This window comes from Micromonospora parva (assembly GCF_000718515.1).
In the GTDB taxonomy this organism is placed as follows: Bacteria; Actinomycetota; Actinomycetes; order Mycobacteriales; family Micromonosporaceae; genus Micromonospora; species Micromonospora parva.
On the sequence record NZ_JNZS01000025.1, the window covers coordinates 1 to 26,481 of the forward strand.

A 26,481-nucleotide genomic window follows, 5' to 3' on the forward strand; every position below is an offset into this window, starting at 1 on the left:
GCGCCGGGACGGCGGGGGCGGGGCGGGGCAGGGCGGGGTGGGCGGGGGCGCAGGTTGACGCATTGACCTGGGCTGATCAGAATGAGCGACGGAGTCAGGTAGGGCCACCGGCACGAGGGCGACGAAGGCGGAGCAACCGCCGTCGAGGGTCGCCGGTGAGCCTGCGCGAGTGACACGTCCGCGTGACATGGGCCGTCGCGCACTGTCCGCGTACCCCTGAGGGACCGTGACGTGCGCACGGCCGCCCGCCGGCATCGTCACTGGACGGCGCCGGACCTCCGAAGTGGAGCTCGAATGTTCCGTCCCAAAGCTCTCGGCGGCGCGCTCACCGCGCTCGTCACCGTCGCGGCCGGCGTGTTCATCGCCGCCGCCAGCACCAGTCCGGCCGTTGCCGCTGGCACCGGTACCGGTTATCTGCACACCAGCGGCAACCAGATCGTGGACAGCACCGGTGCCACGGTCCGGTTGACCGGCATCAACTGGTTCGGCATGGAGACCGACAACAAGACCTTCCACGGGTTGTGGTCGAACAACCCGTGGAAGGGGCAGCTCGACACGATGGCCCGGCTGGGTTACAACACGCTGCGGGTGCCGTACTCGAACGACGCGCTGAAGCCGGGCGCGACGGCCAGTGGGATCAACGACTTCGTCAACCCGGACCTGATCGGGCTGTCGCCGTTGCAGATCCTGGACAAGGTGATCGACTATGCCGGCAGCAAGGGCATGCGGATCATCCTGGACCGGCACCGGCCGACGGCGGCCGGGCAGTCGCCGCTCTGGTACACCTCGACGGTCTCCGAGGCGACCTGGATCAACGACTGGAAGATGCTCGCCCAGCGGTACGCGGGCAACCCGACGGTGATCGGCGCCGACCTGCACAACGAGCCGCACGCGGAGGGCACCAACCCGGCGGCCACCGGCGCGTGCTGGGGCTGCGGTGACACCAGCCGGGACTGGCGGCTCGCCGCCGAGCGGGCCGGAAACGCCATCCTCGGCGTCCAGCCCAACTGGTTGATCTTCGTCGAGGGGGTGAGCTGCCCCAGCGGTGGCCTCTCCAACGTCTGGGACAACGACCCGAGCAATGACGAGGACTGCGGCTGGTGGGGCGGCAACCTGTCGAAGGCGGGGCAGTTCCCGGTACGGCTGAACGTGGCGAACCGGCTGGTCTACTCGCCGCACGAGTACGCGACCTCGGTGTACCGGCAGACCTGGTTCGACGCCCCGGACTACCCGGCGAACATGCCGGCCATCTGGGACAAGTACTTCGGTTACCTCTACAAGCAGAACATCGCGCCGATCATGATGGGCGAGTTCGGCAGCACCCTTGTCGACCCGAAGGACAAGGTGTGGCTGGAGAAGTTGATGGCGTACACCGGGACCGGGGTGACCGGGATGTCCTTCACCTACTGGTCGTGGAACCCCAACTCGGGTGACACCGGCGGCATCGCGTTGGACGACTGGACCAATATCAACACCGCCAAGCAGGCGATTCTGCAGCCGTACCTGATCGCGCCGTCGGGTGGCACGGGCGGGCCGACGGGTGGGCCGACCGGTGGCCCGACGGGTGGGCCGACGGACCCGCCGACCGGCGCCTGCACGGCCACGTACCGGCAGGTGAACGCCTGGCAGGGCGGCTTCCAGGGTGAGTTGACGGTGAAGAACACCGGCTCGGGCGCGGTGAACCCCTGGTCGGTCACCTGGAGTTGGCCGTCCGGGGTGACGTTGGGCAGTGGCTGGAACGCCACAGTCACGCAGTCCGGCACGACGGTCACCGCCGCCGCCCCGAGTCACGCCCCGTCGCTGCCGGCGGGCGGGTCGGTCACCGTGGGCTTCACCGCCAACGGCACGGCCAGCGCGCCGGGCACCGTGAAACTCAACGGCACCAGCTGCTGAACCACCCGGGACGGCCGGTGCGCACCGCATCGGCCGTCCCGGCCATTTACATCGAGGTTCGCCTATGCTTTTATCGGGAAAGCGCTTGCCTCTTCGTCGGTGGGCGCGAGCGCGGGAGCCGCTTTCCTTCACGAACCTGCACTGGCGGGCCCGAGGACCACTGGTCCCGGCCGAGACTCGCCGCCCACGGGCATGGGCGTCGCGACACCTCCGTCCGCCTCACCGAAAGGAAGCAGCATGCGCACAGCACGCCGTCGAACAACGCTGATCGCCACCACGGCCGCAGCGACCGCCGCCCTCGTCACCGCCGGGCTGCTGACCTCCGTGTCCGCCCAGGCGGCCGCCGGCTGCCAGGTGGCGTACTCGGTCGCCAGCCAGTGGCCGGGCGGATTCACCGGAAACGTCACTGTCACCAACCTCGGCGACCCGATCTCCGGGTGGACGCTGCGCTGGTCGTACGGGGCCGGTCAGCAGGTCAGCCAGGCGTGGGGCGCCACCGCCACGCAGAGCGGCAGCCAGGTCTCCGCGACCAACGTCGACTACAACGGCAACCTGGCGACCAACGGCAGCGCCACGTTCGGCTTCAACGCCAGCTGGAACAACTCCAGCAACCCCGCGCCGAGCAGCTTCACAGTGAACAACGTCGCCTGCACCGGCAGCACCACACCGACCACGCCGCCGCCCAGCACCCCACCGCCGAGCACCCCGCCACCATCGAGCACTCCCCCGCCCGGCCAGCAGCCGTCGGCACTGGTCGGCTGGGCCACCCAGAACGGCGGCACCACCGGCGGCGGCAACGCCGGCACCACCACCGTCAGCAACGCGTCGGGCCTGACCAGCGCGCTGAACGCCACCGGCGCCGCGGTGATCCGGGTGACCGGGACCATCACCTGCTCCGGCATGCTGCGGGTCCGGTCCAACAAGACCATCCTCGGCAACTACGGGGCGACGATCGTCGGCTGCGGATTCAACATCAGCGGTGACCGCAACGTGATCATCCGCAACCTGACCTTCCGCAACTGGAACGACGACGCGATCAACGTGCAGGAGTCGGCCACCAACATCTGGATCGACCACAACAGCTTCAGCAACGGCTACGACGGCGCCGTCGACATCAAGCGCGGCTCGGACTTCGTCACCGTCTCGTGGAACCGGGTCTTCAGCCACGACAAGACCATGCTGCTCGGCCACAGCGACGACAACGCCGGCCAGGACGTCGGTCACCTGCGGGTCAGCTACCACCACAACTGGTTCGACGGCAGCAACCAGCGCAACCCCCGGGTGCGCTTCGGCAACCCGGTGCACGTGTACAACAACTACTACCGGGCCAACGGCGGCTACGGCGTGGCCTCCACCGAGAACGCCGGCGTGCTCGTCGAGGGCAACTACTTCGAGAACGTCGACGACCCGTACCACCTCGGTGAGGGCGACTCGGGGCCCGGCAGCCTGGTCGCCCGCAACAACCACTTCGTCAACTCGCCCACCGGCCAGGCCGGCGGCAGCGTGGCCAGCATCCCGTACTCGTACCAGCTGGACACCGCGAGCAACGTCAAGTCCATCGTGACGGCGGGCGCCGGCGCCGGCAAGATCACCGTCTGACCGCGGAAGGGCCCCTCGGCGAGGGGCCCTTCCGTGCGGTCAGTGGGTGGCGCAGCCGGCGGCGGGGGCAGGCGCGACCGGCGGTGCGCCGATCGTCGGCAGACCGAGCAGCACCCCGGGGGTACGCGGGGAGCGACCCGCCTCGGCCGCGTCGCCGGCCCGGGTACGCCGGTGCGCCACCGGCGCGCCGTCGGCGTTCAGGTGATGCGGCGCGGCGTACGTGATCGTGGTGTGCACGATGTCGCCCGGCCGGATCTGACCGGCGAGGGACTCCCCGCCGGGCGTCCCGGTGGCGAAGTGCACGAGCCGACCGTCGCGGGCCCGACCGGACATCCGGCCGGTCCGCTCGTCCTTGCGGCCCTCGCCGACGGCCACCAGCACCTCGACGGTCTCCCCGACGAGGCGCTTGTTCTCCGCCCAGGTGATCTCCTCGACGCAGGCGACCAGCCGCTCGTAGCGCTCCTGCACGACCTGCTTGGGCAGCTGGTCGTCCATTGTCGCGGCGGGGGTGCCGGGCCGCTTCGAGTACTGGAAGGTGAAGGCCGAGGAGAACCGTGCCTCGCGGACCACGTCCAGGGTGCGCTGGAAGTCGGCCTCGGTCTCACCGGGGAAGCCGACGATGATGTCGGTGGTGATCGCCGCGTCCGGCATCGCCGCCCGGACCTTCTCGATGATCCCCAGGTAGCGCTCGGAGCGGTAGGACCGACGCATCGCCTTGAGCACGTCGTCGGAGCCGGACTGCAACGGCATGTGCAGCGAGTGGCAGACGTTCGGCGTCTCGGCCATCGCGGCGATCACGTCGTCGGTGAAGTCCTTCGGGTGCGGGCTCGTGAACCGGACCCGCTCCAGGCCGTCGATGTCGCCGCAGGCCCGCAGCAGTTTGCCGAACGCGTACCGGTCGCCGAACTCGACACCGTAGGAGTTGACGTTCTGCCCGAGCAGGGTCACCTCCAGCACGCCCTCGTCGACCAGGGCGCGCACCTCGGAGAGGATGTCGCCGGGGCGCCGGTCCTTCTCCTTGCCGCGCAGCGCGGGCACGATGCAGAACGTGCAGGTGTTGTTGCAGCCCACCGAGATCGACACCCAGCCGGCGTAGGTGGACTCGCGGCGGGTGGGCAGCGTGGACGGGAAGACGTCGAGGGACTCGAGGATCTCCACCTCGGCGGCGGCGTTGTGCCGGGCCCGCTCCAGCAGCACCGGCAGCGCGCCGATGTTGTGGGTGCCGAAGACCACGTCCACCCAGGGCGCCTTGCGGACGATGTCGCCGCGGTCCTTCTGGGCCAGGCAGCCGCCGACAGCGATCTGCATCCCGGGGTGCTTGTCCTTCACCGGGCGCAGCCGACCGAGGTTGCCGTAGAGCCGGTTGTCCGCGTTCTCCCGGACGGCGCAGGTGTTGAAGACGACGATGTCCGGGGTGTCGTCGGTCGGCACGGCGCGCACGTAGCCGGCCTGTTCCAGCAGGCCGGAGATCCGTTCGGAATCGTGCACGTTCATCTGGCAGCCGTACGTCACGACGTTGTAGGTCCTAGCCACCCTCTTGGTGCCCCTTCCCCTCGGGCTACCAGGGTAGCGGCCCCTTCGGGTGCCCCAACCCACCGGCATTGACCCGCCGGCCCATAGCGGGCATCCACGACGGGCAGTACGCTGCACAACAAGGATGTGTTCTGGGCGATTTCGGGGGCTTTGCACTCGGCGCCGACGATGCGCGGCTCCGTTCACGGGGGAGCACATGACGACCCGCGGGAGGCCAACCGTGACGCGACAAGAGGCGACACAGCGCACCGTCACGACCCCGGACGGCCGGCACCTCGCGGTGGAGACCTCGGGCGCACCGGACGGGCCGGCGGTCTTCCTGCTGCACGGCACCCCCGGCAGCCGCAGCGGCCCCCGACCCCGCGGCATCGTCGTCTACCGCCTCGGCGTGCACCTCGTCTGCTACGACCGCCCCGGGTACGGCGACTCCGACCGGCACGAGGGTCGACGGGTGGCCGACGCCGCCGCCGACGTGGCGGCGATCGCCGACGACCTCGGCATCGACCGGTTCGCCGTGGTGGGCCGATCCGGTGGCGGACCACACGCCCTGGCCTGCGCCGCGCTGCTGCCGGACCGGGTCACCAGGGCCGCCGTGCTGGTGGGGCTCGCCCCGGCCGGCGCACCCGACCTCGACTGGTACGCGGGCATGGCGGAATCGAACATCGAGGACTACGGGCAGGCCGACGAGGACCTGGCCGAGCTGACGCTCAACCTGAAGGTTCGCGCGGACGAGGCCCGCCGGGACCCGATGACGCTACTGGACTTCCTCCGCCCCCAACTGCCCGACGAGGACATCCGGGTCGTCGACGACGTGGCGATCCGCCGACTGCTGACCGACATGTACTCCGAGGCGCTGCGCCACGGCCCCGAGGGATGGATCGACGACGTCCTGGCGATCCGGCGCGGCTGGGGGTTCGACCTGGGCGCCATCCGTGCGGAGGTCCGTCTCTGGCACGGCGAGCAGGACCGCTTCTCCCCGGTGGAGCACTCCCACTGGCTCGCCTCGCGGATCCCACGCGCCGAGGTGCAGGTGCAGCCCGGCGCCGCGCACTTCGGGGCCGTGGAAATCCTCCCGCAGACCCTGGCCTGGCTGGCCACGCCGGACCTCGCGACCAGCCCGCACCTCTGAACGCCCGGCCGGGCGGGCCCGGACATCGGACCCGCCCGCCGAACGACCCGATCAGATGGTGTGCGGGTCGATCACCCGGACCACGAACCGCCGTTCGCGCAGGGTCCGCACGGTGGGGTGCTCCACACCGATCACCTCGGCCAGCCGGTCCGCCACCACGCCGACGTCCTCGGTGGCCGGGCCGTCCCCGGCCCGCCGCGCCACCAGGGCGAGATCGCCGAGGCAGCGCAGCGTGTCCGGGTGGTCCGCACCGATCACCGTGGCCAGCCGGCCGGCGGCCTCCCGCAACCGGTCCCGCGCCGACTCCCAGTCACCCTCCTCGGCCAGGCACACCGCCTGGTTGACCTCCGCCGCGAGGGTGTGCGGGTGGTCCGGGCCGAGCACCTTGCGCAACTCGCCGACCGCCCGGGCCGCCGAGGCGAGCGCGTCCGACCTGCGGCCCAGCGCACGCTCCGCCGCGGAGATGTTGCTCACCGTCGCCAGCACGTGCGGGTGCTCCGGGCCGAGCCGGAGCTGCTCCTCGAACGCCACGCGCACGGCGTTCATCTCGGCCAGCGCCCGAGCCGCGTCACCCACCGCCAACAGGTTCGCCGCGCGACTCGACCGGCACGCCACCGTGTCCGGGTTGTCCGGACCGAAGCGTTCGTCGAGTTCGCGGTAGGCCGTCTCGAACATCGGTGCCGCCTCGCTGCCCCGACCGGAGCTGCGCATCGACACCGCCAGGTTGACCTGGGCGGCGAGACTCTGGCCGTCATCCGGGCCGAGCACCTCGCAGTACGTGTCGTACACCGTGCGCAGCAGCGTGGCCGACCTCTCGTACTCGCCGGCTTCCCGCAGGTCACTGCCCAACCGCAGGGCGGAGACGAGGGTGTACGGATGGGTGGGGCCGAGCACCAGCCGCCGCCGCTGGTGCACCTCGTCGTCCCACCGGCGGGCCGACCGGTAGTCACCGACCAGCCGGTACGAGACGGCGAGGTTGTTGGCCGCGCTCAACGTCCGGGGGTGGTCCTCGCCGAACACCTGCAACCACGAGGCGTAGGTGGACCGGTCCCGCTCCAGGGCCTCGGCGTAGCGGCCGAGCGCCCGCAGGTCACCACCGAGGCTGCCGGCCGTCATCAGGCTGTGCGGGTGCAGTGGGCCCAACAGCCGACGCTGCTCGGCCAGCACCGCCTCGTCCAGGTCCCGGGCCTCGTTGAACCGGCCCAGGCTGCGCAGGATGTTCGCCCGGTTGAACCGCAGGTGCAGCAACTGTCGGTGCAGCGCCGACGCCTCGACCTCGTCACGCGTGTCGCCGAGCCGGGCGCTCCAGGTGTCGTCCACCTCCTGGCTGAACCCGTCGGCCTGGTTCAGGCCGCCGCGCTGCCACAGGTAACGGACCCGGTCGATCAGCAGTTGGCACACCGACTCGTCGGGGCAGGTCAACGCCTCGGAGACCTCCAGGTGCGGCCAGAGCATGCGCAACCGGGCCCAGGTGGTCGGGTCGTCCACGTCGCCCCGGGGCCGGGACGCGGCCAGCACCAGGTGCACCTGGTGTCGGGCGGCGGTGATCTCGTCCTCGGTCATCCGGTCGCGGACCACCGCCTGCAACAGCCGGTGCACCTGGACGCGACCGCCCTGGACGTCGAGTTTGAGCAGCGCCAGACGGTTGATCTGCTGGACCAGGGCGCCGCGCACGAGCCGCTCCGACACCGACGGGTCGAACGGGACCAGGGCCGCCGCCATCTCGTCGCTGTAGATGAGTTCGAGGGCGATCTCCGGGGCCAGCACCGAACAGAGCTGCAACAGCCGGTACGCGGCGGGCGCCTGTTCGAGCAGCCGGTTCAGTGACAGGTCCCAGGTTGCCTCCACGGAGAGGGCGCTGGGGCCGTGCCGCTCGATCTGCCGCAGGTAGTCACCGACCGACGTGCCGGTGTCGGCCAGCCAGGCGCCCGCCGCGGCCACCGCGATCGGCAGGTCACCGAGCGCCTCGGCCACCCGGTCGGCCTCCTCGGCGCTGATCGTGGGCACCCGCTGGGCGAGGTGCGCCACGCTCTCGGTGCGGTCGAAGACGTCCACCTGGATCGGGTTCGCCCGGTCACCCCAGGCGCGGTTGCGGGAGGTCAGCAGGACGTGCCCGGGGCCCTGCGGCAGGAAGGGCTCGATCTGGTCGAGCTCCTCGGCGTTGTCCAGCACGACGAGCCACCGCTCGTACGGCTCACCACGGCCGAGCACCTGCAGCACCGACCGGACCGTGTCGGGCAGGGTGGGGCCGACGAGGATGCCGAGGCGACCGGCGAGGTCGGCGAGAGCGCTGTCGACGAACTGCGGCGGGTCCGCCACGATCCACCACACCACGTCGTACGCGGCTTTGAACCGGTGCACGTACTCCAGGGCCACCTGCGTCTTTCCGACGCCGCCCATGCCCTGCAGGGCGACCGGCAGCACCACCGCGCTGCCCCCGCTCTGCAACTGCGCGCGCAGCCGCGCCAGGTCGTCCTCCCGGCCGGTGAACCGGGCGTTCCGGTTGGGCGCGTTGAAGATCAACGGCTCGGTGCCGGGGAAACGGGTCGCCCCACCGGCCGGCCCGTCCGCCGACGACGGCACCGGCCGGCCGACCAGCCGCAACACCCGCTCCACGGCGGTCGCGGCGCTCACGTTGACCAGGTTGGTGGAGCTCTGCGACGGGAACTCCGCCAGCGGGCGCAGGTCGGCGACGTAGACGGCTAGGGCCGTGGAGCCGGTGCTCGTGTCGCGGTCGGGCAGACCGCCCGACGGCGTCGCCACGTAGGCCGGCGAGACCACCGTCAGCGTGCGCGGTGCCGGCGTACCGGCGGACCCGACGGCGGCGGTGGGCTCCACCACCCGCAGCCCCGCCGAGCTGAGCACCCGCTCCAGCCACTCGGCCCAGATGGCGTCCTCCGGCGCGTACCGGAGCACGATCTGGTCGTCGATCGCCTCGGTGCGGCGGCGGAACCGGGCCTTGCCCCGCTCCCGCACCGACTCGTCCATCACCGGCAGCGCGGTCACCGCCCCGTCGGTGAGGATCCCCGTCAACGTCTCGAACGCGGCCAGCAGCGACGTCGGTGAGCCCGGCGGATCGCCGAACGTGGCGAGGGTCTCCTCGTACGCGTAGAACGGTCGGTACGGGACCTCCACCGCGGCCCAGTAGCGCCGCCGTTCCGCCTCGGTCATGCCCGCCGGCAGGCCGGCGAAGCGGCGCATGGCCAACAGGCGACCCGCCTCGGCCCGCTCCTTCTCCGCCTGGTCGACCCGCATCGGCACCGGCAGCACCCGGATGTCGCGCCGCCGGTACCGGTCCCGGACCGAGTGCGCCACCCGGGCCGCGCCGTCGATGCCCTGGTCGCTGAGGGTGAAGCAGTCGACAAGGGTGTCCGGCAGGTGCAGGGTGCAGATGTCGGCGACGTCGCTCAACCCCGTCCGACTGTCGATCAGGGTGAAGTCGTACTGGCGTTTCATGTCCGCCCGCAGCGCCTCGAAGAACTGCGCCCCGCCCAGCCGGTTGTAGAAGTTGTCCCAGTCCAGGCCGCTCACTGACACGGCGTAGTCGCTGTTCTGCCGGCCGGCGGAGAGGAAGTCGAGGCCACCACCGTCGGGGAAGGTCCACCGCAGTGAAAAGGCGTGCCGCCCGACCCGGGCGTACTGCTCCATCCAGCGGTCCGGCCGGTCGTTGACCCGGGTGGTCTCCCACTCGTAGTCGCGGATCATGTCGATCACGCCGCTGGTGCCCTGGATCGCCTCGGCGTCGAGGAACGGGTGGAAGAAGCGGTGCAGACCCGGCGACTCGAGGTCCCAGTCGGCGACGAGCACCCGCCGGCCGCTGGCCGCCAGGATCCAGGCGACGTTGGCCAGCGCCATCGTCCGGCCCGTTCCACCCTTGAACGAGTAGAAGGTGACGACCTGGCCTTCGCGATCGTTGTTCATCGGTCTTCTCCGTGGGGACGCGGTGGGGCCGGATCATCAGGCGGGGACGCGGAGTCGGTCGACACGATCGAACCGGCCGCGGGCAGGCCGTCACGCAGACGCGGCACCGGCTCCGGTGGTGGTTCGAAGGGGACGACCGGGCCGTGCTTGAGGAACTGCCGGCGCGCCTCGGTGACCAACGCCGGCATCAGGTCGACGAACTCCGGCATGCTGCACGCGCGCTTCACCTGGGGCAGACCGGCGTCCTGCAGGAGCTGGGTCACCTCGGTGGCCCAGTGGGTGGCGTCCTGCGTGTCGTCGTCGTCGGTGACCACCAGCGGAACGACCCACTCGCGCAGGCCGCGCACCATCCGGGCGAGGACCTTGGCCGCGTCCGGGGCCGCCGCGATCCACGGGTCGACGAGCAGCACCGCGGGCCGCCGGTCGAGCAGCGCCGAGGCCTGCGCGAAGTCCTCCGTCCGGGCCGACAGCCCGAGCCGCTCGGCGGTGCTGGCCGCGTACTCGGCGGCGGGCAGCTGCTGGCTGCGCCCGTACGGCCGCCAGAGCCGGCCGCTGGCGGCGTAGCCGGCGGGGTCGCGATCGGTCGGCAGCCGGTCCCGGGTCGGGGCCAGGACGGCGACGACGAAGTCCGGGTCGGTCGGCGCCGGGCGGACCACCTCGTCCAGGCCGGGCGCTCGGGACGGGCCCATTGGTCGCCGCTCGGCGGTGTGCACGATCCGGCTCGCCAGCCGGCTCAGCAGCAGCTCGTACTGGGTCCGGTAGGAGGCCAGCATGCAGAACGCGCGCAGGCCGTCGGCGGCGTACTCCGGGACGTCGCGGCCCAGGTCGAGGGCGCCGTCCAGCTCCGGGTGGGCCTCCCACGGGGGGAACGGGATCCACAGCACCGGGGTGAGGTGCCCGGCGGTGAGCCGGGCCGGGCCGGCGGCGGCCAGCCGGGCCCGGAAGGACTCCTGCTCCCCCAGTGCCCAGGGGCGGCTGAAGTAGCCGGGTGAGTAGAGCGGGACGAAGACCTCGGCGTCACCGAGCGCGTCGGCGAGCGCGGCCTTCCAGTCGGCGCCCAACGGGATGTGCTGGTCGAAGAAGCCGATCCGCATCCCGGCGACCGGTCGCGCCTGACGCCGCACCTCGTCGGTCAGATCGGCGAAGAACTGGCCGACCCAGACGTCGGCGTCGGCCCGGGCGCCCGGCGGGGGCGCCGAGTGGGCGTAGCTCAGGAAGAAGTACGTCCCGCGCGCCCCCGACCGACGCCGGTCCGTCGGCGGGCTCACGACGGCTCCTCGGCGAACCGGTTGCACAGCTCGTCCACGCTCGCCGGCACCCAGGGTTCGACCAGGTAGGACCGGTGGATGGCGACGATCCGCTGCGCGAGCCGCCAGACCACCGCCCGGTACGCGTTCTCCCACTGCATGGTCAGCAAGCCATAGACCCCGTCCCGCTGGTAGTGCACCGCGATGTCGGGATCCGGCATCGCGGTCGGGGAGAAGCGCTGGATGTCGCGGAGCACCCGAGGCAGTGCCGTGCCGTTGGTCGGCGACCAGGTGACCGGCACGATCGCCGTCTCGTGCACCGACGCGGAGCTGTGTCGCGGGGTGATCCGCCGGCGGGAGAACGCGTCCCACTCCCGGCCGCACCACTCGCTGCCGAGCAGCGCGCTGGACACCAGCGGAACGAAGACCTGGCAGGTGCCGGCGGCCTGGAGCAGCTCCGGGCTCCAGCGTTCGCCACCGGCGATGGAGGTGTCCAGGAAGCCGGCGTCCACTCCGGTCACCGGGCCGACCAGCTCGCTGACATGGACGGAGAGGTCCTCGAAGAAACGGGAGACGTATTCGGCGGGTTTGCCGGTGGCCCGGCCGACCGGCGCCCGCGAATAGCTGATGAAGAAGAGCGGGGCGCGCGCTCCGGAGGGTGCGTCCACTGTGCTCACCGCTGCCCCTCCGCCCTCCCCACGCGGCCGGAACATCAGCGTAGTCCCCGCGTCAACGCCGCGCCGCCAACCGGTTCGCGGCGAACCAGGCAGTCGCGAAGTCGACAGCGGCCCGCGCCGGCAGCAGACGGGCGTCGGCCCGCCCCACCCGACCGTGGCGCACCAACGGCGTCTCGTCGAGCGCGGCACCCACCTTCGGGAAGTCCCGGTCGTCCAGGTCGAGCGCCCGGAAGTCGAGGCGGACCCGCCGCCCGTCGACGAGCCGGAAACAGTGGTAGTCGCGCTCGGGCGGCGGCACCGGCAGCCGGTACTCGGCCAGGTGCAGGGCACTGCACGCCTCGTAGCCGAGGCCGAGCAGCAGGATCTGCCCGTCCGCCGCGTAGAGGCCGCCAACCGGTGAGCGTTCCCCCAGGTGGCAGGTGAGGTCATGACCGTCGGTGAGCTGCCGGGCCCGGGGGCCGAGCGCGGCGAACGAGGTCTGCGGATGGTCGCTGCGCACCGCCCCGGGGGTGCACCGGACGTACTCGGCGAGCACACCCATCCGTTGCGAGGGGGTGCTGCGCCGGTCCCAGCCCGGCAGCGCCGCCTCATACCGCTCGCGCTGCGCCCGGTCCATGCCGGCGGTGGCCGCCAGGTGGGCGCGGGAGGTGGTCGAGTTGCCGTCGGTCTGGGTGGGCACCAGCAGGGTCCCGGCCGGGCCGAGGACGTCGCGCAGCGCGCCGGCGAGGGTCGCGGGGCCGTGCTCCAGCGGGCCCACCCGCCGCAGGCCACAGTGCACCAGCAGGCACACCCCCGGGCGTACGCCCAGCGCCCGCAGGTCGTCGGCGAGGCGGGAGCGGCCCAGGCGGGGCGGTGGCTGCTCATCCGGACCCGACACGGGTCTCCTCCAGCGCGTGGCGCAGCTGGCCGACGAACCGCTCGCCCGCCGCCGTGAGCGACCGGCTGGCCAGCAGCGCCTCGACGCCGTCCCGGGTCCACGCCCGGAAGTGGGCCGCCTGCGCCGACGCGTCCGGATCGTCGGTGTCCGCCCGGGACCGCCAGACCTGGGTGACGGCGAGGTGAGCGTACACGCCCTGCAGGACGCCCTCAGGTGGTCGCGGGTCAGGGCGCCAGGGCACCCGGATCCGGGTGCCCTGGCCGGGTTCGACAAGGTCGTACAGGTCGAGCACCGCGCCCAGCTTCGCGTGCTGCCACTCGTGCACGAGCAGCACCGCCAGCGTCTCCGGGTCGGGATGCGGGGTGACGGCGACCGCGCCGAACGCGTGCCGGGCGGTCGCGCTGCGCAGTGGTCGCGCCGGGTCGGGGGCCAACGGAACGACGGCACGCAGGCCGCCGTCGAGCGCCGCCGCGTGCGCCGGCACGTCCCGCTGCACGACCCGCCAGGCGTCGGTCAGGGTACGGCCCAACGCCCGCGCGGCCGGAGCCTCCAGGCGGGGTTCCACCGGCTGGCCGTAGCAGTCGCGGTACGGGTCGCCGTCCTCGATGAGCAACCGGCCGCCGGGCACCGGCACGTCGCGGGTCGGCAGCCAACCGGTCGACGGCGGCGCCAGCGGATCGAGGGACACCGTCCGCTCGACCGACCCGATCCGGGCCCGGAACTCGCCGGGCCCGACGGTCACCTCGGCGCTCTCCCCCGGGCCGGGTAGCACCAGGTCACCGAGCGTGGGCACCGTGATCGCGCCGGCCCGCAGCGGGACGCGCACCGTGGCCGGCACGCCGGCCCGCAGGGCCGCGGCGACGGCGAGGGCCGGCAGTGGGTCGAGTGCCGCGCCGAGGCCCGGCAGGGCCGCCGGGTCGAGGCGGTGCACCAGCGCGGGCCGGACGAAGGGGTGTGCCAGGACCGCCTGGACGGCGTCCGGGGCCGCCTGGTCGAGGTGGATGAGCAGGTCCCAGGCGGCAGTGCTGCCGAACCGGTCCCGGCAGGCCGCCAACAGCGCCCGGGTGATGGAGAGCTGGGTAGCGGCGAGCAGCGCGAGCGTCGACGTCGACCCGTGCCCGGTGGCCAGGTCGTCGAGCAACTCGTCGACGGGCGCGGTGGCGGACCATTCGCCCGACGCGGGCGGGGTGGGCGGCGGGTAGGCGTTCACCGCGTCGATCAGGCCGAGCAGGTCGGGGCAGTACACCGAGGGGTTGTCGAAGCCGGAGCCGGTGCGCCAGCGGTGGGCGTACAGGCCGCCGCCGCACCTGTCGACCACCGGGCAGGCACGGCAGGTCGCGCAGAGCCCGTCCACGCCGTCCTGCCGGACCGCGACCCCGGGGTGCCGCACGACCTCGTCCACCGGGTGGTCGAACACGTCGAGCCCGGTGCCGGCCGCGCCGTGGTATGCGGTCTTCAGCGAGTCGACCTGCTCCCAGGCGCCGTCCGTCTCGATGACCAGCACGTCGGCCGGCGCGAGACCGAACGCCTCGGTGCCTCCGCCGCCCGGGCGCAGCGCCTCGAACATGCGGATCGACACCGGCCGCCCGTCGTCCACCCACCGTCGGTGGATCCGCCCCAGCCACCGCGCGTACGGGGTGGGGTCGGGCCCGGGGCGAAGCGGGGGGTGGTCCCAGGTGGCGTGTGGCAGCAGCAGGTCGACACGGGGCGGGCGCTCGGCCAGCAGCGCCTCGTACACCCGGTCGGGATCGTTGCGGACGTCGACGGTGCAGAGGATGCCGGCGTAGCTGGCGCGGTGTTCCGGCCGCCGGAGCAGGGCCAGTGCCCGCCGGACCTGGTCGTGGCTGCTGCCACCGTGGGCGAAGACCCGGTGCCGGTCGTTGGCGGCACGGTCACCGTCGAGGGACACCCCGACCCGCACGTCGTACTCGACGAAGAGCCGGCACAGCTCCTCGTCGAGCAGCACCCCGTTGGTCTGCAGGCGCAGGTCCAGCCGGGCCCAGGGGGTGATGGCCGCGCGCAGCTCGGCCAGCACCTCCCGCAACCCGGCGGCGCCCAACAGCAGCGGCTCACCCCCGTGGAGCACCACGTGCACGACCGGCACCCCGTGCTCGCGGGCGTGCTCGGCGATGCGCCGCGCGGCTCGGCGGACCGTGGCCGGCGGCATTCGCGCCGGGCGGCCACGCCAGGTCTGGTCGGCGTGCTGGTAGATGTAGCAGTGGTCGCAGCTGAGGTCACACCGGCTGTGCACCTTCAGCACGAACTGGCTGATCCGCCGGCATGATCCGCCCACTCCGGGTGGACCGCACCGGCAGACCATCACTCAGATGGACGAGTTGAAGGCGGCGACGGCGACGACACCGGACGGCACGGAGCCGGTCGTGACGACGCGCCTGCGCACCGCCTCAACCAGATCGGCGTGCTCGACAGTGATCCGTTCCAGCGGGGTGTGCAGGCTACGGGTGAGATCGTCTAGGTCGGGACGGGTGGGGCGGGCGGGGGCATGGTCCACAATGAGTCTCCGGGGGCCCGGGGCGCTGGGAGCGCGAGCGGCGGCTGTGGCTCGAACGGCTCTGGTCCGTGACCAGGATAGACAAATATCGACCCAGTGTCACCGTCGGTACCACCGCCGGCACGGCGAGTGGCAGACCACGGTGGACGAAGGAGGAGCTCACATGTGCCGGAGCATCAAGACGCTGCGTGAACCGTTCACCCCGCAGGTGACCGACGCGGATGTCGAGGCGGCGGCGTTGCAGTACGTCCGGAAGATCTCTGGCTTCCGGGCGCCCGCCGCGCACAACGCCGCCGCGTTCGACGCCGCGGTGGCCGCCGTGGCCGGGGCGACGCGCACCCTGCTCGACCAACTCGTGGTGCGGGGCGCCGGAGCGGGCGTCACCGACCGGTCGGCCCCCGCCGCCAACTGATCGCCGCCCACCGGCACGGCACCCGGCCGGGCCTGACCCTGGGCAGGGTCAGGCCGCGGCGAGTGCCGGGGCGACGGTGTCCGGCGCCCAGCGCGAACGGTGACACTGCGACCAGCCCCGGCATCCCGGGTCACCCAGCGAGCAGAGCCGCATCTTGCTGAGCACCTCACCGTCGTCGGTGTCCCGCACGTCGAAGTGCACCGGACGGACCGTGCCGTCCGGGGCGACGAGCAGGTGCCGGCCCGCGTCGAGCGTGTCGTCGCGCAACAGGCAGTTGCGGCCCAGCAGTCGGGCCAGCGCGGCGATGCCCGCGTGCTCGGAGAGCTGCTCGGGCACCCCGTAGCAGTCCACCACCGTCGCGAACTCGCCCGGCGCCTGCCAGACGTCACACACCACCGCGTACGTCGGCAACCGCGCCGGGTCGGCCACCGCCAACGGCATCACCACCCGGCCAAGCGCCTCGGCCAGCGCCGGGTAGACCTCCACGGGCTGAGCCCCGTCGATTCTCCAGTTCCACAGCTCGGTCATTCCGCCTCCTCGCTGCGTTCGTCCCCACCGGCCTCCGGATCGGGCCTTACTCACGATGGTGGGGGGCATTTGACCCCAGCCGGGGGCAAGTTACCGGTCTGTGACCATTCCGGGCAAAATTTCCCTGAGCGGCATTGCTCGGAGTAGCGGGAAGGTGACAGTTTATCGGGTATGGTGCGCCATCCGTACCACCGCCGCCGCGTGTCCCCCGCCGGGCAACAGCACCCCGGTCAGCGCAGCACGACCAGGTGCTCCCCCCGGGGCAGCAGCTCACCCACCACGGGAGCGCCGGGCACCTCACCGGCGACCAGCAGGCCACCCGAGGTCTGTGCGTCGGCCAGCAGCAGCCGCTCCGCCTCGTCCGCCGCACCGAAGTCGGTCCACGGGGTCACCCAGTCCAGGTTCCGCCGGCTGCCGCCGCTGACGAACCCGTCGCGCAGCGCCTCGCGCGCACCGGCCAGATAGGGCACCCGGGCGGTGTCGATGGCCACCGTGAGCCGGCTGGCCCGGGCCAGCTTCGAGGCGTGCCCGAGCAGCCCGAACCCGGTCACGTCGGTGCCGCAGCGGATACCGGCGGCGACCGCCGCGCGGGCCGCGTCCCGGTTGAGCGCGGCCATCGTGGCCACCGCCTCCGGGAAGCTCTCCCCGGTCGCCTTGTGCCGGGTGTTCAGCACACCCACCCCGAGCGGCTTGGTCAGCGACAACGGCACCCCGGCCCGCCCGGCGTCGAGGGTGATCAGCTCCTCCGGCCGGACCGTGCCGGTGACCGCGAGACCGTACTTTGGGCCGTCGTCGTCCACGCTGTGCCCGCCGGCCAGGTGACAGCCGGCCTCCCGCGCCACGTCCTGGCCGCCGCGCAGCACCTCACGGGCCAACTCCAACGGAAGCACGTCACGCGGCCAGCAGAGCAGGTTGAGCGCGACCAGCGGGGTGCCGCCCATCGCGTACACGTCGGAGAGCGCGTTGGCCGCGGCGATCCGACCCCAGTCGTACGCGTCGTCGACCACCGGGGTGAAGAAGTCGGCGGTGCTGACGAGGCCGGTCCGCTCATCCAGGCGCACCACCGCCGCGTCGTCGCCGTGGTCCAACCCGACCAGCAACTCGGCGGTGCCGGTCGCCGGACCGAGACCGGCCACCATGATCTCCAGCTCACCCGGGGGAATCTTGCAGGCGCAGCCACCGCCGCGGGCGTACGTGGTCAACCGTACGGGTTCGGTCATCCCCCCATGATCTCGACAAGGCGCCACGATCGCCACCGGCACCACCCAGCCGGTGACCAAAATCGGACGCCCGAGAACGATCGTGACCGGTGTTACCGCTCCGTGACCCGCTGGGTTGCGTTCTGCCACATCACGCCGCCTACAGTGGCCGCACCGGGGGTCAACCGACCCCGCTCCGGGAGACGACAGGGACGGTGAACGACGTGACGACGGGCGAACCGCTCATCGTGCTGGACGCGGTCAACAAGTGGTTCGGGCCGCTGCACGTGCTGGACGACGTCTCGCTGTCGGTGGGTCGCGGCGAGGTGGTCGTGGTGATCGGCCCGTCCGGCTCCGGCAAGTCGACGCTGTGCCGCACGATCAACCGACTGGAACCGATCAACTCGGGCACCATCACCTTTGACGGTCAGCCGCTGCCGGCCGAGGGCAAGCCCCTCGCGAAGCTGCGCAGCGAGGTGGGCATGGTGTTCCAGTCCTTCAACCTCTTCGCCCACAAGACCATCCTGGAGAACGTCACCCTCGGCCCGATCAAGGTCCGCAAGGAGAAGCCGGCCGCCGCGCGCGAGCGGGGCCTGGCCCTGCTCGACCGGGTCGGCATCGCCAACCAGGCGGACAAGTTTCCGGCTCAGCTCTCCGGCGGGCAGCAGCAGCGGGTGGCGATCGCCCGGGCCCTGGCCATGCAGCCCAAGGCGATGCTCTTCGACGAGCCGACCTCGGCGCTGGACCCGGAGATGGTCGGCGAGGTGCTCGACGTGATGACCTCGCTGGCCAGCGACGGCATGACGATGGTCGTGGTCACCCACGAGATGGGCTTCGCCCGGCACGCGGCGAACCGGGTCATCTTCATGGCTGACGGGCAGCTGGTCGAGGACGCCCCACCAGCGGAATTCTTCGCCAACCCGCGCAGCGAGCGGGCCCGAGACTTCCTCTCCAAGATCCTCACGCACTAGGCGTCCGTTGTGGAGCGTGCCGCACGCCGGCGGGCTCCGTTGAAGAAGGAGAAAAGTATGCGTATCACGCGCGTTGCGGCAGTTGCCGCGGTCGCCGCTCTGGCGCTCGGCCTCACCGCCTGTGGTGGCGATGACGGCGGGGAGGGCACCGGCGCTGGCAGCAAGTCGTTCACCGCCGGCACCACCATGGAGAAGCTGAACAAGGCCCAGAAGATCAAGGTCGGCACCAAGTTCGACCAGCCCGGCTTCGGCCTGAAGGGCCTCTCCGGCAAGCCGGAGGGCTTCGACGTCGAGATCGCCAAGATCATCGTCAAGGAGCTCGGCATCCCCGAGGACAAGATCGAGTGGGTCGAGGCCCCCTCGAAGGTCCGCGAGGACGTGATCGTCAACGGCACCGTCGACCTGGTCGCCGCGACCTACACGATCAACGACAAGCGCAAGGAGCGCATCGCCTTCGCCGGGCCGTACTACGAGGCTGGCCAGAACATCATGGTGAAGAAGGACGACACCACGATCACCGGTCCGGACTCGTTCAAGGACGGCACCAAGAAGGTCTGCTCGGTCACCGGCTCGACGCCGTTCGAGGAGATCAAGAAGTACGTCAAGGACGTCGCCACCCAGCTGGTGCCCTTCGACACCTACGACAAGTGCCGCGACGCCCTCAAGAGCGGCCAGGTCGACGCCGTGACCACCGACAACGTGATCCTGCTCGGCTACATCGCCAAGGACGAGGCCTCCTTCAAGCTGGCCGGCAGCAACTTCACCAAGGAGCCGTACGGCATCGGCGTGAAGAAGGAGGACGCGGACTTCCGCAGCTTCATCAACGACACCCTGGACAAGGCTGTCGCCGACGGCAGCTGGAAGAAGGCCTGGGACGACACCGCCGGTAAGTTCGGCGCGGAACTGGGCTCGGCGCCCACCATCAACCGCTACTGATCCTTCGATCTGGAGGGTGGGGAGGAACACCGACCCGTGAACGTGCTCATCGACAAGTTCGACGTCTTTGCGGGTGGTTTCTGGCTCACCCTCCAGATCTGCTTCCTCGCCGCGATCGGCGCCCTCATCCTGGGCGCCGTCGTGGCGGTGCTCCGCATCTCGCCGGTGCCGCCGCTGCGCGCGCTCGGCACCAGCTACGTGAACGTCTTCCGCAACATGCCGCTGACCGTGGTGATGTTCTTCGCCGCGTTCGGCCTGCCGGCGCTCGGTTCCAACGCGGACTTCCTCCGCATCCCGGTGATCGACTCGCTGTTCACCCGGCTCGGCACCGATCTGCCGTACTTCCGATTCGCCCTGATCGCCCTCGTGCTGTACACCGCCGCGTTCGTCTGCGAGGCGCTTCGGTCCGGGGTCAACGCGGTGCCCTCCGGCCAGGCGGAGGCGGCCCGCTCGCTGGGCCTGACCTTCGGGCAGAACCTGCGCTACGTGGTGCTGCCGCAGTCGTGGAAGGCATCCATCGTGCCGCTCGGCTCGGTGATCATCGCGATGATCAAGAACTCGGCGCTGGTCGGCTTCTTCGGGGTGGTCGGTGACCTGTCACAGACCGCCGACCAGCTCACCTCGGCCGAAGGCTACGCCTTCGTGCCGGTCGCCCTCGGCATCTCGATCGGCTATCTGATCATGACCGTGCCGCTCGGCACCCTGCTGGACCGGATCGAGAAGCGACAGGCGGTGGCCCGATGAGTCAGCAGACCAGCGTCCTCTACGACGTTCCCGGGCCCCGGCAGCGGCGGATCACGCTGATCAGCAGCATCGTCGCCGGACTGGCCCTGCTCGTCGGTGCGTACTTTCTGGTCTACCGGCCCCTGGACGAAAAGGGCCAGTTGTCGATGGAGCTGTGGGGTCCGCTGGTCGACCCCTCCAACGAGAACTTCTCCCTGGTCTGGGAGCGGATCGGCCTCGGCTTCAAGAACACCCTGATCGCGGCGGCGATGGCCATCGTGGCCTCGCTGGTCGTCGGCACCCTGCTGGCGGTGCTGCGGATCCAGCTCAAGAGCCTGACCGGTCGCAAGTTCACCGGTCTCGCCGCGCCGCTGGCGTACCTGCTGCGCGGGCTGAGCGTGCTGCTCTCGGTGGTCACCCGGGTCTGTGTCGAGGTGTTCCGCGGCCTGCCTGTCGTGCTCACCATCTTCTTCGTGGCCCGCGGCTTTCCCGAGTTCGGCATCTACTTCGACAACCTCTGGTACCTGGTCATCGGCCTCACCATCTACAACTCCGTGGTGATCGGCGAGATCCTCCGCTCGGGCATGGAAGGTCTGCCGGGCGGCCAGGCGGAAGCCGCCTCCGCCATCGGGCTGTCCCCGGCGCAGAGCACCCGGATGATCCTGCTGCCGCAGGCCTTCCGGATCATGCTGCCGGCGCTGATCAGTCAGCTCGTGGTGGTGCTCAAGGACACCTCACTCGGCTTCATCATCAGCTACGAGGAGACCCTGAACATCGGCAAGCAGATCATCGGCGCACTGGGCAACCCCATCCAGGTCTACGTCGTGATCGCCGTGCTCTTCATCGTGGTGAACTACTCGCTGTCGAAGCTCGCCCAGTACGTCCAGCGGCGGCTCGCCCAGGGTCGCAAGACCGCGAACACCCCGGCGCAGAACCCGCCGCCCGCGGCCCTGATGTCCCAGGCCGAGGGCGCGGGCGGAGGCGGCGGGGGCGTCTGAGCCACGTCACACCGACCAGAAGACCCGAAGGCCGCCCCGAACTGCTCGGGGCGGCCTTCGGTCATCTCCAGCGTCCGCGCGGTGAGGGGGCCGCCGGTCTGACTCAGCGGGCGATCTCGGTGACCCGGGACTCGCGGACCACCGTGACCCGGATCTGACCCGGGTAGGTCAGCTCCTCCTCGATCTGCTTGGCCACGTCCCGGGCCAGCACGGCCGCCCCGATGTCGTCCACGTCGTCCGGCTTGACCATCACCCGGATCTCCCGGCCGGCCTGCATGGCGAAGACCTTGTCCACGCCGAGCTTGCCGGCGGCGATCTCCTCGATCCGCTCCAGCCGCTTGACGTACGCCTCCAGGCTCTCCCGGCGCGCGCCCGGCCGACCACCGGAGCAGGCGTCGGAGGCCTGGGTGAGCACTGCCTCGATGGTCTGCGGCGGCACCTCGTTGTGGTGCGCCTCGATGGCGTGCACCACGTCCTCGTGCTCGCCGTACTTGCGGGCTAGGTCCGCGCCGATGATGGCGTGGCTGCCCTCCACCTCGTGGGTGAGCGCCTTGCCGATGTCGTGCAGGAACGCCGACCGCTTGATGATGGGCACATCCAACCGCAGTTCGGCGGCCATGATGCCGGCGATGTGGGCGGTCTCGACCAGGTGCTTGAGCACGTTCTGCCCGTACGAGGTGCGGTAGCGCAGCCGACCGAGCAGGGAGACCAGCTCCGGGTGGATCTCGGTGATGCCGACCTCGACCAGGGCGTCCTCGGCGGCGCGCAGGCAGAGCTGCTCCACCTCCTGCCGGGCCAGGTCGTAGACCTCCTCGATCCGGTGCGGGTGGATGCGCCCGTCCAGCACCAGCTTCTCCAGGGTCACCCGGCCCACCTCCCGACGGACCGGGTCGAAGCAGGAGAGCAGCACCGCCTCGGGGGTGTCGTCGATGATCAGGTTGACACCGGTCACCGACTCGAAGGCGCGGATGTTGCGCCCCTCCCGGCCGATGATCCGCCCCTTCATCTCGTCACCGGGCAGGTGCAGGACGCTGACCACGCTCTCCGCGGTCTGCTCGCTGGCGACCCGCTGGATCGCGTCCACCACGATGTGTCGGGCCCGCTGCTCGGCCGTGTTGCGCGCGTCGGACTCGATGTCCCGCACGAGCAACGCCGCCTCCCGCTTGGCCTGGGTCTCGATGGCGTCGATCAGCTCCAGCCGCGCGGATTCGGCGGTGAGCCCGGCGACGCGTTCCAACTCCCGGCGGCGCAACTCCTCCGACTCGGCCAGCTCGGCCTCCCGCTGGGCGAGCGCGGCCTCCCGGGCGGCGAGGGCGGCCTTCGCGGCGGTGAGCTGCCGCTCCCGCTCGGCGAACCGCTCCACCTCTTCGGTGTGCATCCGCTCCCGCTCGTCCATCCGGGCGGCCCGACGTTCCACCTCGGCGGCCTGCTCCCGGGTCGTGGCGGCGAGCACCGCCACCTCCCGCTCTCCGCTGCGCCGGGCTGCCGTACGCAACTGCTCGGCGTCCGCCTCGGCCTGCTTGTGGGCGCGCTCCAGAACGGTGTCCGCCTCGGCCCGGGCGTCGTCGAGGACCCGACGCGCCTCGGCGCGGGCCGCTTTCGCCTCGGCCTTCGCCGCCGCCGCCTCGGTGCGGGCCGCAGCGGCCGCTGACTTCGCCACGTCGATCGTGCTGTTCGCCTGGTCCGCCGCGGTCCGCAGGGCAGCGAGGGACTGCTCCTGCCGGTCCTTCTCGGCGATGAAGGCGGGGTCCTCCGGAGCCGGCGCGGCGCCCATCCGGCGCAGTGTCCGGATGCCGACCAGCACGGCCCCGATCACCACCACCGCGAGGACGAGGACGGCCGCGAGGAGCACGACGTCGAAGGCGTTCATGCCGGGACCCCGTCGGGTCTACCGATGAACCTGTGCCGCCGCCCCGCCATGGCCGCCTCCCCTAACGTCGAGACCGCAGCGACCGTGCCGAGGGCACACTCCTGCGGCTGTGGACGCCCGACCGGAGCGGCTGGCCGTGGATAGCTTTCTCCGCCGGCGGTGCCCGCAGGCAGCGTCGGCGACCGGGTGCAGTTGTCGCAGCGATCCGGACCGGCCTGTCCGGAACTGCTGCCAAAGGCCGCGGAGTCGGCCAAAGTGATGCTGTTCTGTTACGCGATCTATGTTGTGCGCTTAGCCTGCGCTGGTCGGGCAATGTGAGCCTGTATGGCGAGGCTAGGTCGCCGGGGGTGCTCTGGTCAAGGACTCATGATCAAACCCCCCGAACGGAGAGAAGTCGTACCGTCACCACGCGCTGACATCGCGCCGGACAGGAGAGGACAAACTCCGCGAGGTGCACCGCCCGCCGGACACGTCGGGCCTGCTCAGCGCCGTCCAGCCGGCTCTCAGACAAGGCCGACGACCCTGCCAGGTGTGACCCATCCGTCTCATCACACGTCAGCTGGCTCCCACCGCCACCGCTGCCGTGACCAAGGCCGCGTTGTCCGCGGCCGGTGAGCCGTCCGGTAGGCACACCGTGTCCTCAAGGCCGATCCGGGTGGCCAGGCCCCGGCGTACCGCCTCGGCGAGGACCGGCCAGGTCGCCGGCCCCTCGGCGTGCAGCAGCACCGACGGCGCGTCCGCCGGCAGCGCGGCGAGGATCCGGGCGGCGTCGGCCAACGCGACCGCCACGTCCTCAGCCATGCACTCGACCAGCAACCGCCCGGCCGGCACCCGCCACCTGCGGTACGCCGCGACCGCGTCAAGCGTCCACAGCCCTGCCTCGACGAGCACACCGCGCTCGTGCAGGGCGGCCGCGACCGCCTCGGCGCCGGGCTCGTGCGCGTTCACCGAGGCGAAGTCGGGCAGCACCTGCCAGGCCCGGACGGCGGCCACCCGCGCAGCCGGATCCGGCGAGATCCAGGCCCCGGTGCTCACCCCGACCGGCAGCCCCGGCCGGGCGGCACGGATCGCGGTCAGCGCGTCGGCGATCACCGCCGGCCGCAGCGACTCGGCACCAGCCTCGCGGGGATGGACGTGCACGGCCGCGACGCCGAGCGCCGCGCAGCGGGTCGCATCGGTGGCCAGCTCCGCCGCCGTCAGCGGCACCGCCGGATGGGCCCGTCGGTCACGCCCGCCGTTCAGACATGCCTTCAACATCAGGCCCGCACCCCCATCGGGAGTCGCAGCGGACCGCTGAGCGGGCCGCTCACTCGGCCAGCCGGTTGTCGCGCTCCAACTCGCCCTCGGCGTCGGCGAGCGCGTCGGCGTCGATCTGCTCGGCGAACTCGGCCGCCTCGGCGCTCTGCGCGGCGAGCGCGTCCTTCACCGCCCGGATGGCCACACCAGGCGGGTAGCCCTTGCGGGCCAGCATGCCCACCAGCCGGCGGAAAACCGCGTCCGGCTCGCCCCGGGCGGTGCGCAGCTTGCGCTCCACGAGACTGCGGGCGGTGTCCGCCTCGGTCTCCTCGTCCAGCTCGCCCAGCGCCTCGGTGGCCACCTCGCCGTCCACACCCTTGCGGCGCAGCTCGTTGGCGAGCGCCCGGCGAGCGAGGCCCCGCCCGGCGTGCCGGCTGGACACCCACGCCCTCGCGAACGCGGCGTCATCGATGATGCCGACCTCGTCGTACCGGTCGAGGACCTCTGCCGAGACCTCCTCGGAGATGCCCCGCTTGGCCAGCGCCCCGGCCAGCTCGGCCCGGGTACGGGGCCGGACGGCCAGCTGGCGCAGGCAGATCTCACGGGCCACCTCGGACTCGTCCCGGGGAGGAGCCGGAGACTCGACGGCGTCGGCCTCCCCGGAACCACCCCGGCGGCCTCGCCGAGGGCGGGGCGGGTCGGTGGCGTCGCCCGTACGAGGCGGACTGGCATCCCAGCCCCGCCCCGTACGAGCGCGTCGTCCTGCCACGGGTCAGCGACCGGTCAGAAGTCGACCGGCGGCAGCTCCGGGCCACCGGCGGCGTCACCCGCGCCGACCCCGACGCCGAGCTTCTCCAGGATCTTCTTCTCGATCTCGGCGGCCACGTCCGGGTTTTCCTTCAGGAACTCCCGAGCCTTCTCCTTGCCCTGGCCGAGCTGGTCGCCGTCGTACGTGTACCACGCTCCGGACTTGCGGATGATCGCCTGCTCCACGCCGACGTCGATCAGCGAGCCCTCCCGCGAGATGCCCTTGCCGTACATGATGTCGAACTCGGCCTGCTTGAACGGCGCGGCGACCTTGTTCTTCACGACCTTGACCCGGGTGCGGTTACCGACCACGTCGGTGCCGTCCTTGAGGCTCTCGATGCGTCGCACGTCGAGCCGGACCGAGGCGTAGAACTTCAGCGCCCGACCACCGGTGGTGGTCTCCGGGCTGCCGAACATCACGCCGATCTTTTCCCGCAGCTGGTTGATGAAGATCGCCGTGGTGCCGGTGTTGCTGAGCACACCGGTGATCTTCCGGAGCGCCTGGCTCATCAGCCGGGCCTGGAGGCCCACGTGGCTGTCGCCCATCTCGCCCTCGATCTCGGCACGGGGCACCAGGGCCGCCACCGAGTCGATCACGATGATGTCCAGAGCGCCGGAGCGGATCAGCATGTCCGCGATCTCCAGCGCCTGCTCGCCGGTGTCCGGCTGAGAGACCAGCATCGCGTCGGTGTCGACGCCGAGGGCCTTCGCGTACTCCGGGTCGAGCGCGTGCTCGGCGTCGATGAAGGCGGCGATCCCGCCGTTGCGCTGGGCGTTGGCCACCGCGTGCAGTGCCACGGTGGTCTTACCGCTGGACTCGGGACCGTAGACCTCGACCACCCGGCCACGCGGCAGACCACCCACGCCGAGCGCCACGTCGAGCGCGATGGAGCCGGTCGGGATCACGGCGGTCTGGATGACCGGCCGCTCCCCCAGCCGCATCACCGAGCCCTTGCCGAACTGCTTGTCAATCTGAGCGAGAGCAAGGTCGAGTGCCTTCTCCCGGTCAGGCCCTGCTGCCATGGTTGCCACCCCTGCCTTCGCCGGCGTCTTTGCTGAGCTTCGCGTCACGCGGACACGCTAGGCGCTAGGTCCGACAGAAAACCAGCCGACGGGCCGCGAGCTGTGGACGAGCACCCCGCTGTGGACAATAGCCGAACAGGTGTACGACTCGACAAGCGACACGCGGAACCGGCGAAAAGGCTGCTCAGCGTAGTCGAGCGGGCACCCGGTCGGGGTAGGCGGCGCAGACCGCCCGCCACACCACGTGCGTCTGCTCCCCCGCCGCCAGGGCCTGCTCGATGGTCCGTCCGCCGAGCTGGGACAGCACCTGATCGCGGGCGATGCTGGCCGCGTAGCCGGGCCCGAACGCCTCGTCCAGCCGCGTCCAGAAGTCGGTCAGCCGCACAGTTA

22 protein-coding genes are annotated in these 26,481 nt (G+C 71.5%); 8 read left to right on the top strand and 14 right to left on the bottom strand.

Annotated elements, in window-relative coordinates; translation table 11 throughout:
* The first annotated feature begins 294 nt into the window (after positions 1 to 294).
* Positions 295 to 1,893, top strand: a complete 1,599-nt coding sequence (locus IF22_RS0126890) for a cellulase family glycosylhydrolase (RefSeq protein ID WP_030336743.1) — start codon at positions 295 to 297, stop codon at positions 1,891 to 1,893.
* A 237-nt stretch (positions 1,894 to 2,130) separates the two neighbouring features.
* The gene (locus tag IF22_RS0126895; protein ID WP_030336745.1) at positions 2,131 to 3,492 is read left to right on the top strand and encodes a pectate lyase family protein; all 1,362 of its coding nucleotides are present in this window, start codon (positions 2,131 to 2,133) and stop codon (positions 3,490 to 3,492) included.
* Between the two features lie 39 nt (positions 3,493 to 3,531).
* On the opposite strand, the gene miaB is transcribed toward IF22_RS0126895, so the two are convergent.
* A complete protein-coding gene (gene miaB, locus IF22_RS0126900; protein WP_030336748.1) occupies positions 3,532 to 5,025 on the bottom strand; it encodes a tRNA (N6-isopentenyl adenosine(37)-C2)-methylthiotransferase MiaB in 1,494 nt (497 codons plus the stop codon).
* Between the two features lie 220 nt (positions 5,026 to 5,245).
* Here miaB and IF22_RS0126905 point away from each other — a divergent pair, with 220 nt between their 5' ends.
* Positions 5,246 to 6,154: an alpha/beta fold hydrolase gene (locus tag IF22_RS0126905; RefSeq protein WP_030336749.1), complete on the top strand. Its 909-nt coding sequence runs from the start codon at positions 5,246 to 5,248 to the stop codon at positions 6,152 to 6,154.
* A gap of 51 nt (positions 6,155 to 6,205) precedes the next feature.
* Here IF22_RS0126905 and fxsT read toward each other — a convergent pair whose 3' ends face one another.
* The 6 genes from fxsT to IF22_RS0126935 all read right to left on the bottom strand — a co-directional run bounded on the left by fxsT (position 6,206) and on the right by IF22_RS0126935 (position 15,388).
* A complete protein-coding gene (gene fxsT, locus IF22_RS0126910; protein WP_030336751.1) occupies positions 6,206 to 10,075 on the bottom strand; it encodes an FxSxx-COOH system tetratricopeptide repeat protein in 3,870 nt (1,289 codons plus the stop codon).
* Complete coding sequence (locus IF22_RS0126915; protein ID WP_051708808.1) at positions 10,072 to 11,343, bottom strand: TIR-like protein FxsC; 1,272 nt, start codon at positions 11,341 to 11,343, stop codon at positions 10,072 to 10,074. Before IF22_RS0126915 ends, fxsT begins: the two co-directional genes overlap by 4 nt.
* Entirely contained in the window at positions 11,340 to 11,999 is a 660-nt protein-coding gene (locus tag IF22_RS0126920; protein WP_030336755.1) for a TIR-like protein FxsC, read from the bottom strand. Before IF22_RS0126920 ends, IF22_RS0126915 begins: the two co-directional genes overlap by 4 nt.
* A gap of 52 nt (positions 12,000 to 12,051) precedes the next feature.
* On the bottom strand, positions 12,052 to 12,876 hold the full coding sequence (locus tag IF22_RS0126925) for an AAC(3) family N-acetyltransferase (RefSeq protein ID WP_245233744.1): 825 nt from the start codon (positions 12,874 to 12,876) through the stop codon (positions 12,052 to 12,054).
* Entirely contained in the window at positions 12,860 to 15,136 is a 2,277-nt protein-coding gene (locus tag IF22_RS0126930) for an FxsB family cyclophane-forming radical SAM/SPASM peptide maturase (RefSeq protein WP_245233745.1), read from the bottom strand. The genes IF22_RS0126925 and IF22_RS0126930 overlap by 17 nt, the downstream gene beginning before the upstream one ends.
* Positions 15,137 to 15,199: 63 nt before the next feature.
* On the bottom strand, positions 15,200 to 15,388 hold the full coding sequence (locus IF22_RS0126935; protein ID WP_030336759.1) for a hypothetical protein: 189 nt from the start codon (positions 15,386 to 15,388) through the stop codon (positions 15,200 to 15,202).
* 163 nt (positions 15,389 to 15,551) lie between these two features.
* Here IF22_RS0126935 and IF22_RS0126940 point away from each other — a divergent pair, with 163 nt between their 5' ends.
* Positions 15,552 to 15,800: a DUF2277 family protein gene (locus IF22_RS0126940; protein WP_030336761.1), complete on the top strand. Its 249-nt coding sequence runs from the start codon at positions 15,552 to 15,554 to the stop codon at positions 15,798 to 15,800.
* 48 nt (positions 15,801 to 15,848) lie between these two features.
* On the opposite strand, the gene IF22_RS0126945 is transcribed toward IF22_RS0126940, so the two are convergent.
* Positions 15,849 to 16,328, bottom strand: coding sequence for a hypothetical protein (locus IF22_RS0126945; RefSeq protein WP_030336763.1), 480 nt, complete (start codon positions 16,326 to 16,328; stop codon positions 15,849 to 15,851).
* A gap of 230 nt (positions 16,329 to 16,558) precedes the next feature.
* Entirely contained in the window at positions 16,559 to 17,548 is a 990-nt protein-coding gene (gene selD / locus IF22_RS0126950) for a selenide, water dikinase SelD (RefSeq protein ID WP_030336765.1), read from the bottom strand.
* A 194-nt stretch (positions 17,549 to 17,742) separates the two neighbouring features.
* Between selD and IF22_RS0126955 the strand changes: the two genes are divergently transcribed.
* Genes IF22_RS0126955 through IF22_RS0126970 form a run of 4 tightly spaced genes read left to right on the top strand, consistent with a single transcriptional unit; the run spans position 17,743 to position 21,155 of the window.
* The gene (locus IF22_RS0126955) at positions 17,743 to 18,498 is read left to right on the top strand and encodes an amino acid ABC transporter ATP-binding protein (RefSeq protein WP_030336767.1); all 756 of its coding nucleotides are present in this window, start codon (positions 17,743 to 17,745) and stop codon (positions 18,496 to 18,498) included.
* Between the two features lie 57 nt (positions 18,499 to 18,555).
* Positions 18,556 to 19,434 carry a glutamate ABC transporter substrate-binding protein gene (locus IF22_RS0126960; protein WP_030336769.1) on the top strand — a complete coding sequence of 293 codons (879 nt, stop codon included), beginning with the start codon at positions 18,556 to 18,558 and terminating at the stop codon, positions 19,432 to 19,434.
* Positions 19,435 to 19,470: 36 nt separating this feature from the next.
* Positions 19,471 to 20,178 (top strand): amino acid ABC transporter permease, encoded by a 708-nt coding sequence (locus IF22_RS0126965; protein WP_030336770.1) that lies wholly within the window; start codon positions 19,471 to 19,473, stop codon positions 20,176 to 20,178.
* The gene (locus tag IF22_RS0126970) at positions 20,175 to 21,155 is read left to right on the top strand and encodes an amino acid ABC transporter permease (RefSeq protein ID WP_030336771.1); all 981 of its coding nucleotides are present in this window, start codon (positions 20,175 to 20,177) and stop codon (positions 21,153 to 21,155) included. Before IF22_RS0126965 ends, IF22_RS0126970 begins: the two co-directional genes overlap by 4 nt.
* Positions 21,156 to 21,258: 103 nt before the next feature.
* On the opposite strand, the gene rny is transcribed toward IF22_RS0126970, so the two are convergent.
* The 5 genes from rny to IF22_RS0126995 form a co-directional block, all read right to left on the bottom strand.
* Complete coding sequence (gene rny / locus IF22_RS0126975; RefSeq protein WP_030336772.1) at positions 21,259 to 23,025, bottom strand: ribonuclease Y; 1,767 nt, start codon at positions 23,023 to 23,025, stop codon at positions 21,259 to 21,261.
* A gap of 555 nt (positions 23,026 to 23,580) precedes the next feature.
* Positions 23,581 to 24,282, bottom strand: a complete 702-nt coding sequence (locus IF22_RS0126980; RefSeq protein ID WP_030336773.1) for a 3-keto-5-aminohexanoate cleavage protein — start codon at positions 24,280 to 24,282, stop codon at positions 23,581 to 23,583.
* Positions 24,283 to 24,331: 49 nt separating this feature from the next.
* Positions 24,332 to 25,030 (bottom strand): regulatory protein RecX, encoded by a 699-nt coding sequence (locus IF22_RS0126985; RefSeq protein WP_030336774.1) that lies wholly within the window; start codon positions 25,028 to 25,030, stop codon positions 24,332 to 24,334.
* A 14-nt stretch (positions 25,031 to 25,044) separates the two neighbouring features.
* Positions 25,045 to 26,091, bottom strand: a complete 1,047-nt coding sequence (gene recA, locus IF22_RS0126990) for a recombinase RecA (protein ID WP_030336775.1) — start codon at positions 26,089 to 26,091, stop codon at positions 25,045 to 25,047.
* Between the two features lie 184 nt (positions 26,092 to 26,275).
* The gene (locus IF22_RS0126995) at positions 26,276 to 26,476 is read right to left on the bottom strand and encodes a DUF3046 domain-containing protein (RefSeq protein ID WP_030336777.1); all 201 of its coding nucleotides are present in this window, start codon (positions 26,474 to 26,476) and stop codon (positions 26,276 to 26,278) included.
* Between the last annotated feature and the right edge of the window lie 5 nt (positions 26,477 to 26,481).

Coding starts and splice junctions, on each gene's coding strand:
- IF22_RS0126960 (WP_030336769.1), top strand. CDS start 18,556: ATGCGTATCACGCGCGTTGCGGCAGTTGCCGCGGTCGCCGCTCTGGCG.
- fxsT (WP_030336751.1), bottom strand. CDS start 10,075: ATGAACAACGATCGCGAAGGCCAGGTCGTCACCTTCTACTCGTTCAAG.
- IF22_RS0126895 (WP_030336745.1), top strand. CDS start 2,131: ATGCGCACAGCACGCCGTCGAACAACGCTGATCGCCACCACGGCCGCA.
- IF22_RS0126980 (WP_030336773.1), bottom strand. CDS start 24,282: ATGTTGAAGGCATGTCTGAACGGCGGGCGTGACCGACGGGCCCATCCG.
- IF22_RS0126940 (WP_030336761.1), top strand. CDS start 15,552: ATGTGCCGGAGCATCAAGACGCTGCGTGAACCGTTCACCCCGCAGGTG.
- IF22_RS0126970 (WP_030336771.1), top strand. CDS start 20,175: ATGAGTCAGCAGACCAGCGTCCTCTACGACGTTCCCGGGCCCCGGCAG.
- IF22_RS0126945 (WP_030336763.1), bottom strand. CDS start 16,328: ATGACCGAGCTGTGGAACTGGAGAATCGACGGGGCTCAGCCCGTGGAG.
- selD (WP_030336765.1), bottom strand. CDS start 17,548: ATGACCGAACCCGTACGGTTGACCACGTACGCCCGCGGCGGTGGCTGC.
- rny (WP_030336772.1), bottom strand. CDS start 23,025: ATGAACGCCTTCGACGTCGTGCTCCTCGCGGCCGTCCTCGTCCTCGCG.
- IF22_RS0126890 (WP_030336743.1), top strand. CDS start 295: ATGTTCCGTCCCAAAGCTCTCGGCGGCGCGCTCACCGCGCTCGTCACC.
- recA (WP_030336775.1), bottom strand. CDS start 26,091: ATGGCAGCAGGGCCTGACCGGGAGAAGGCACTCGACCTTGCTCTCGCT.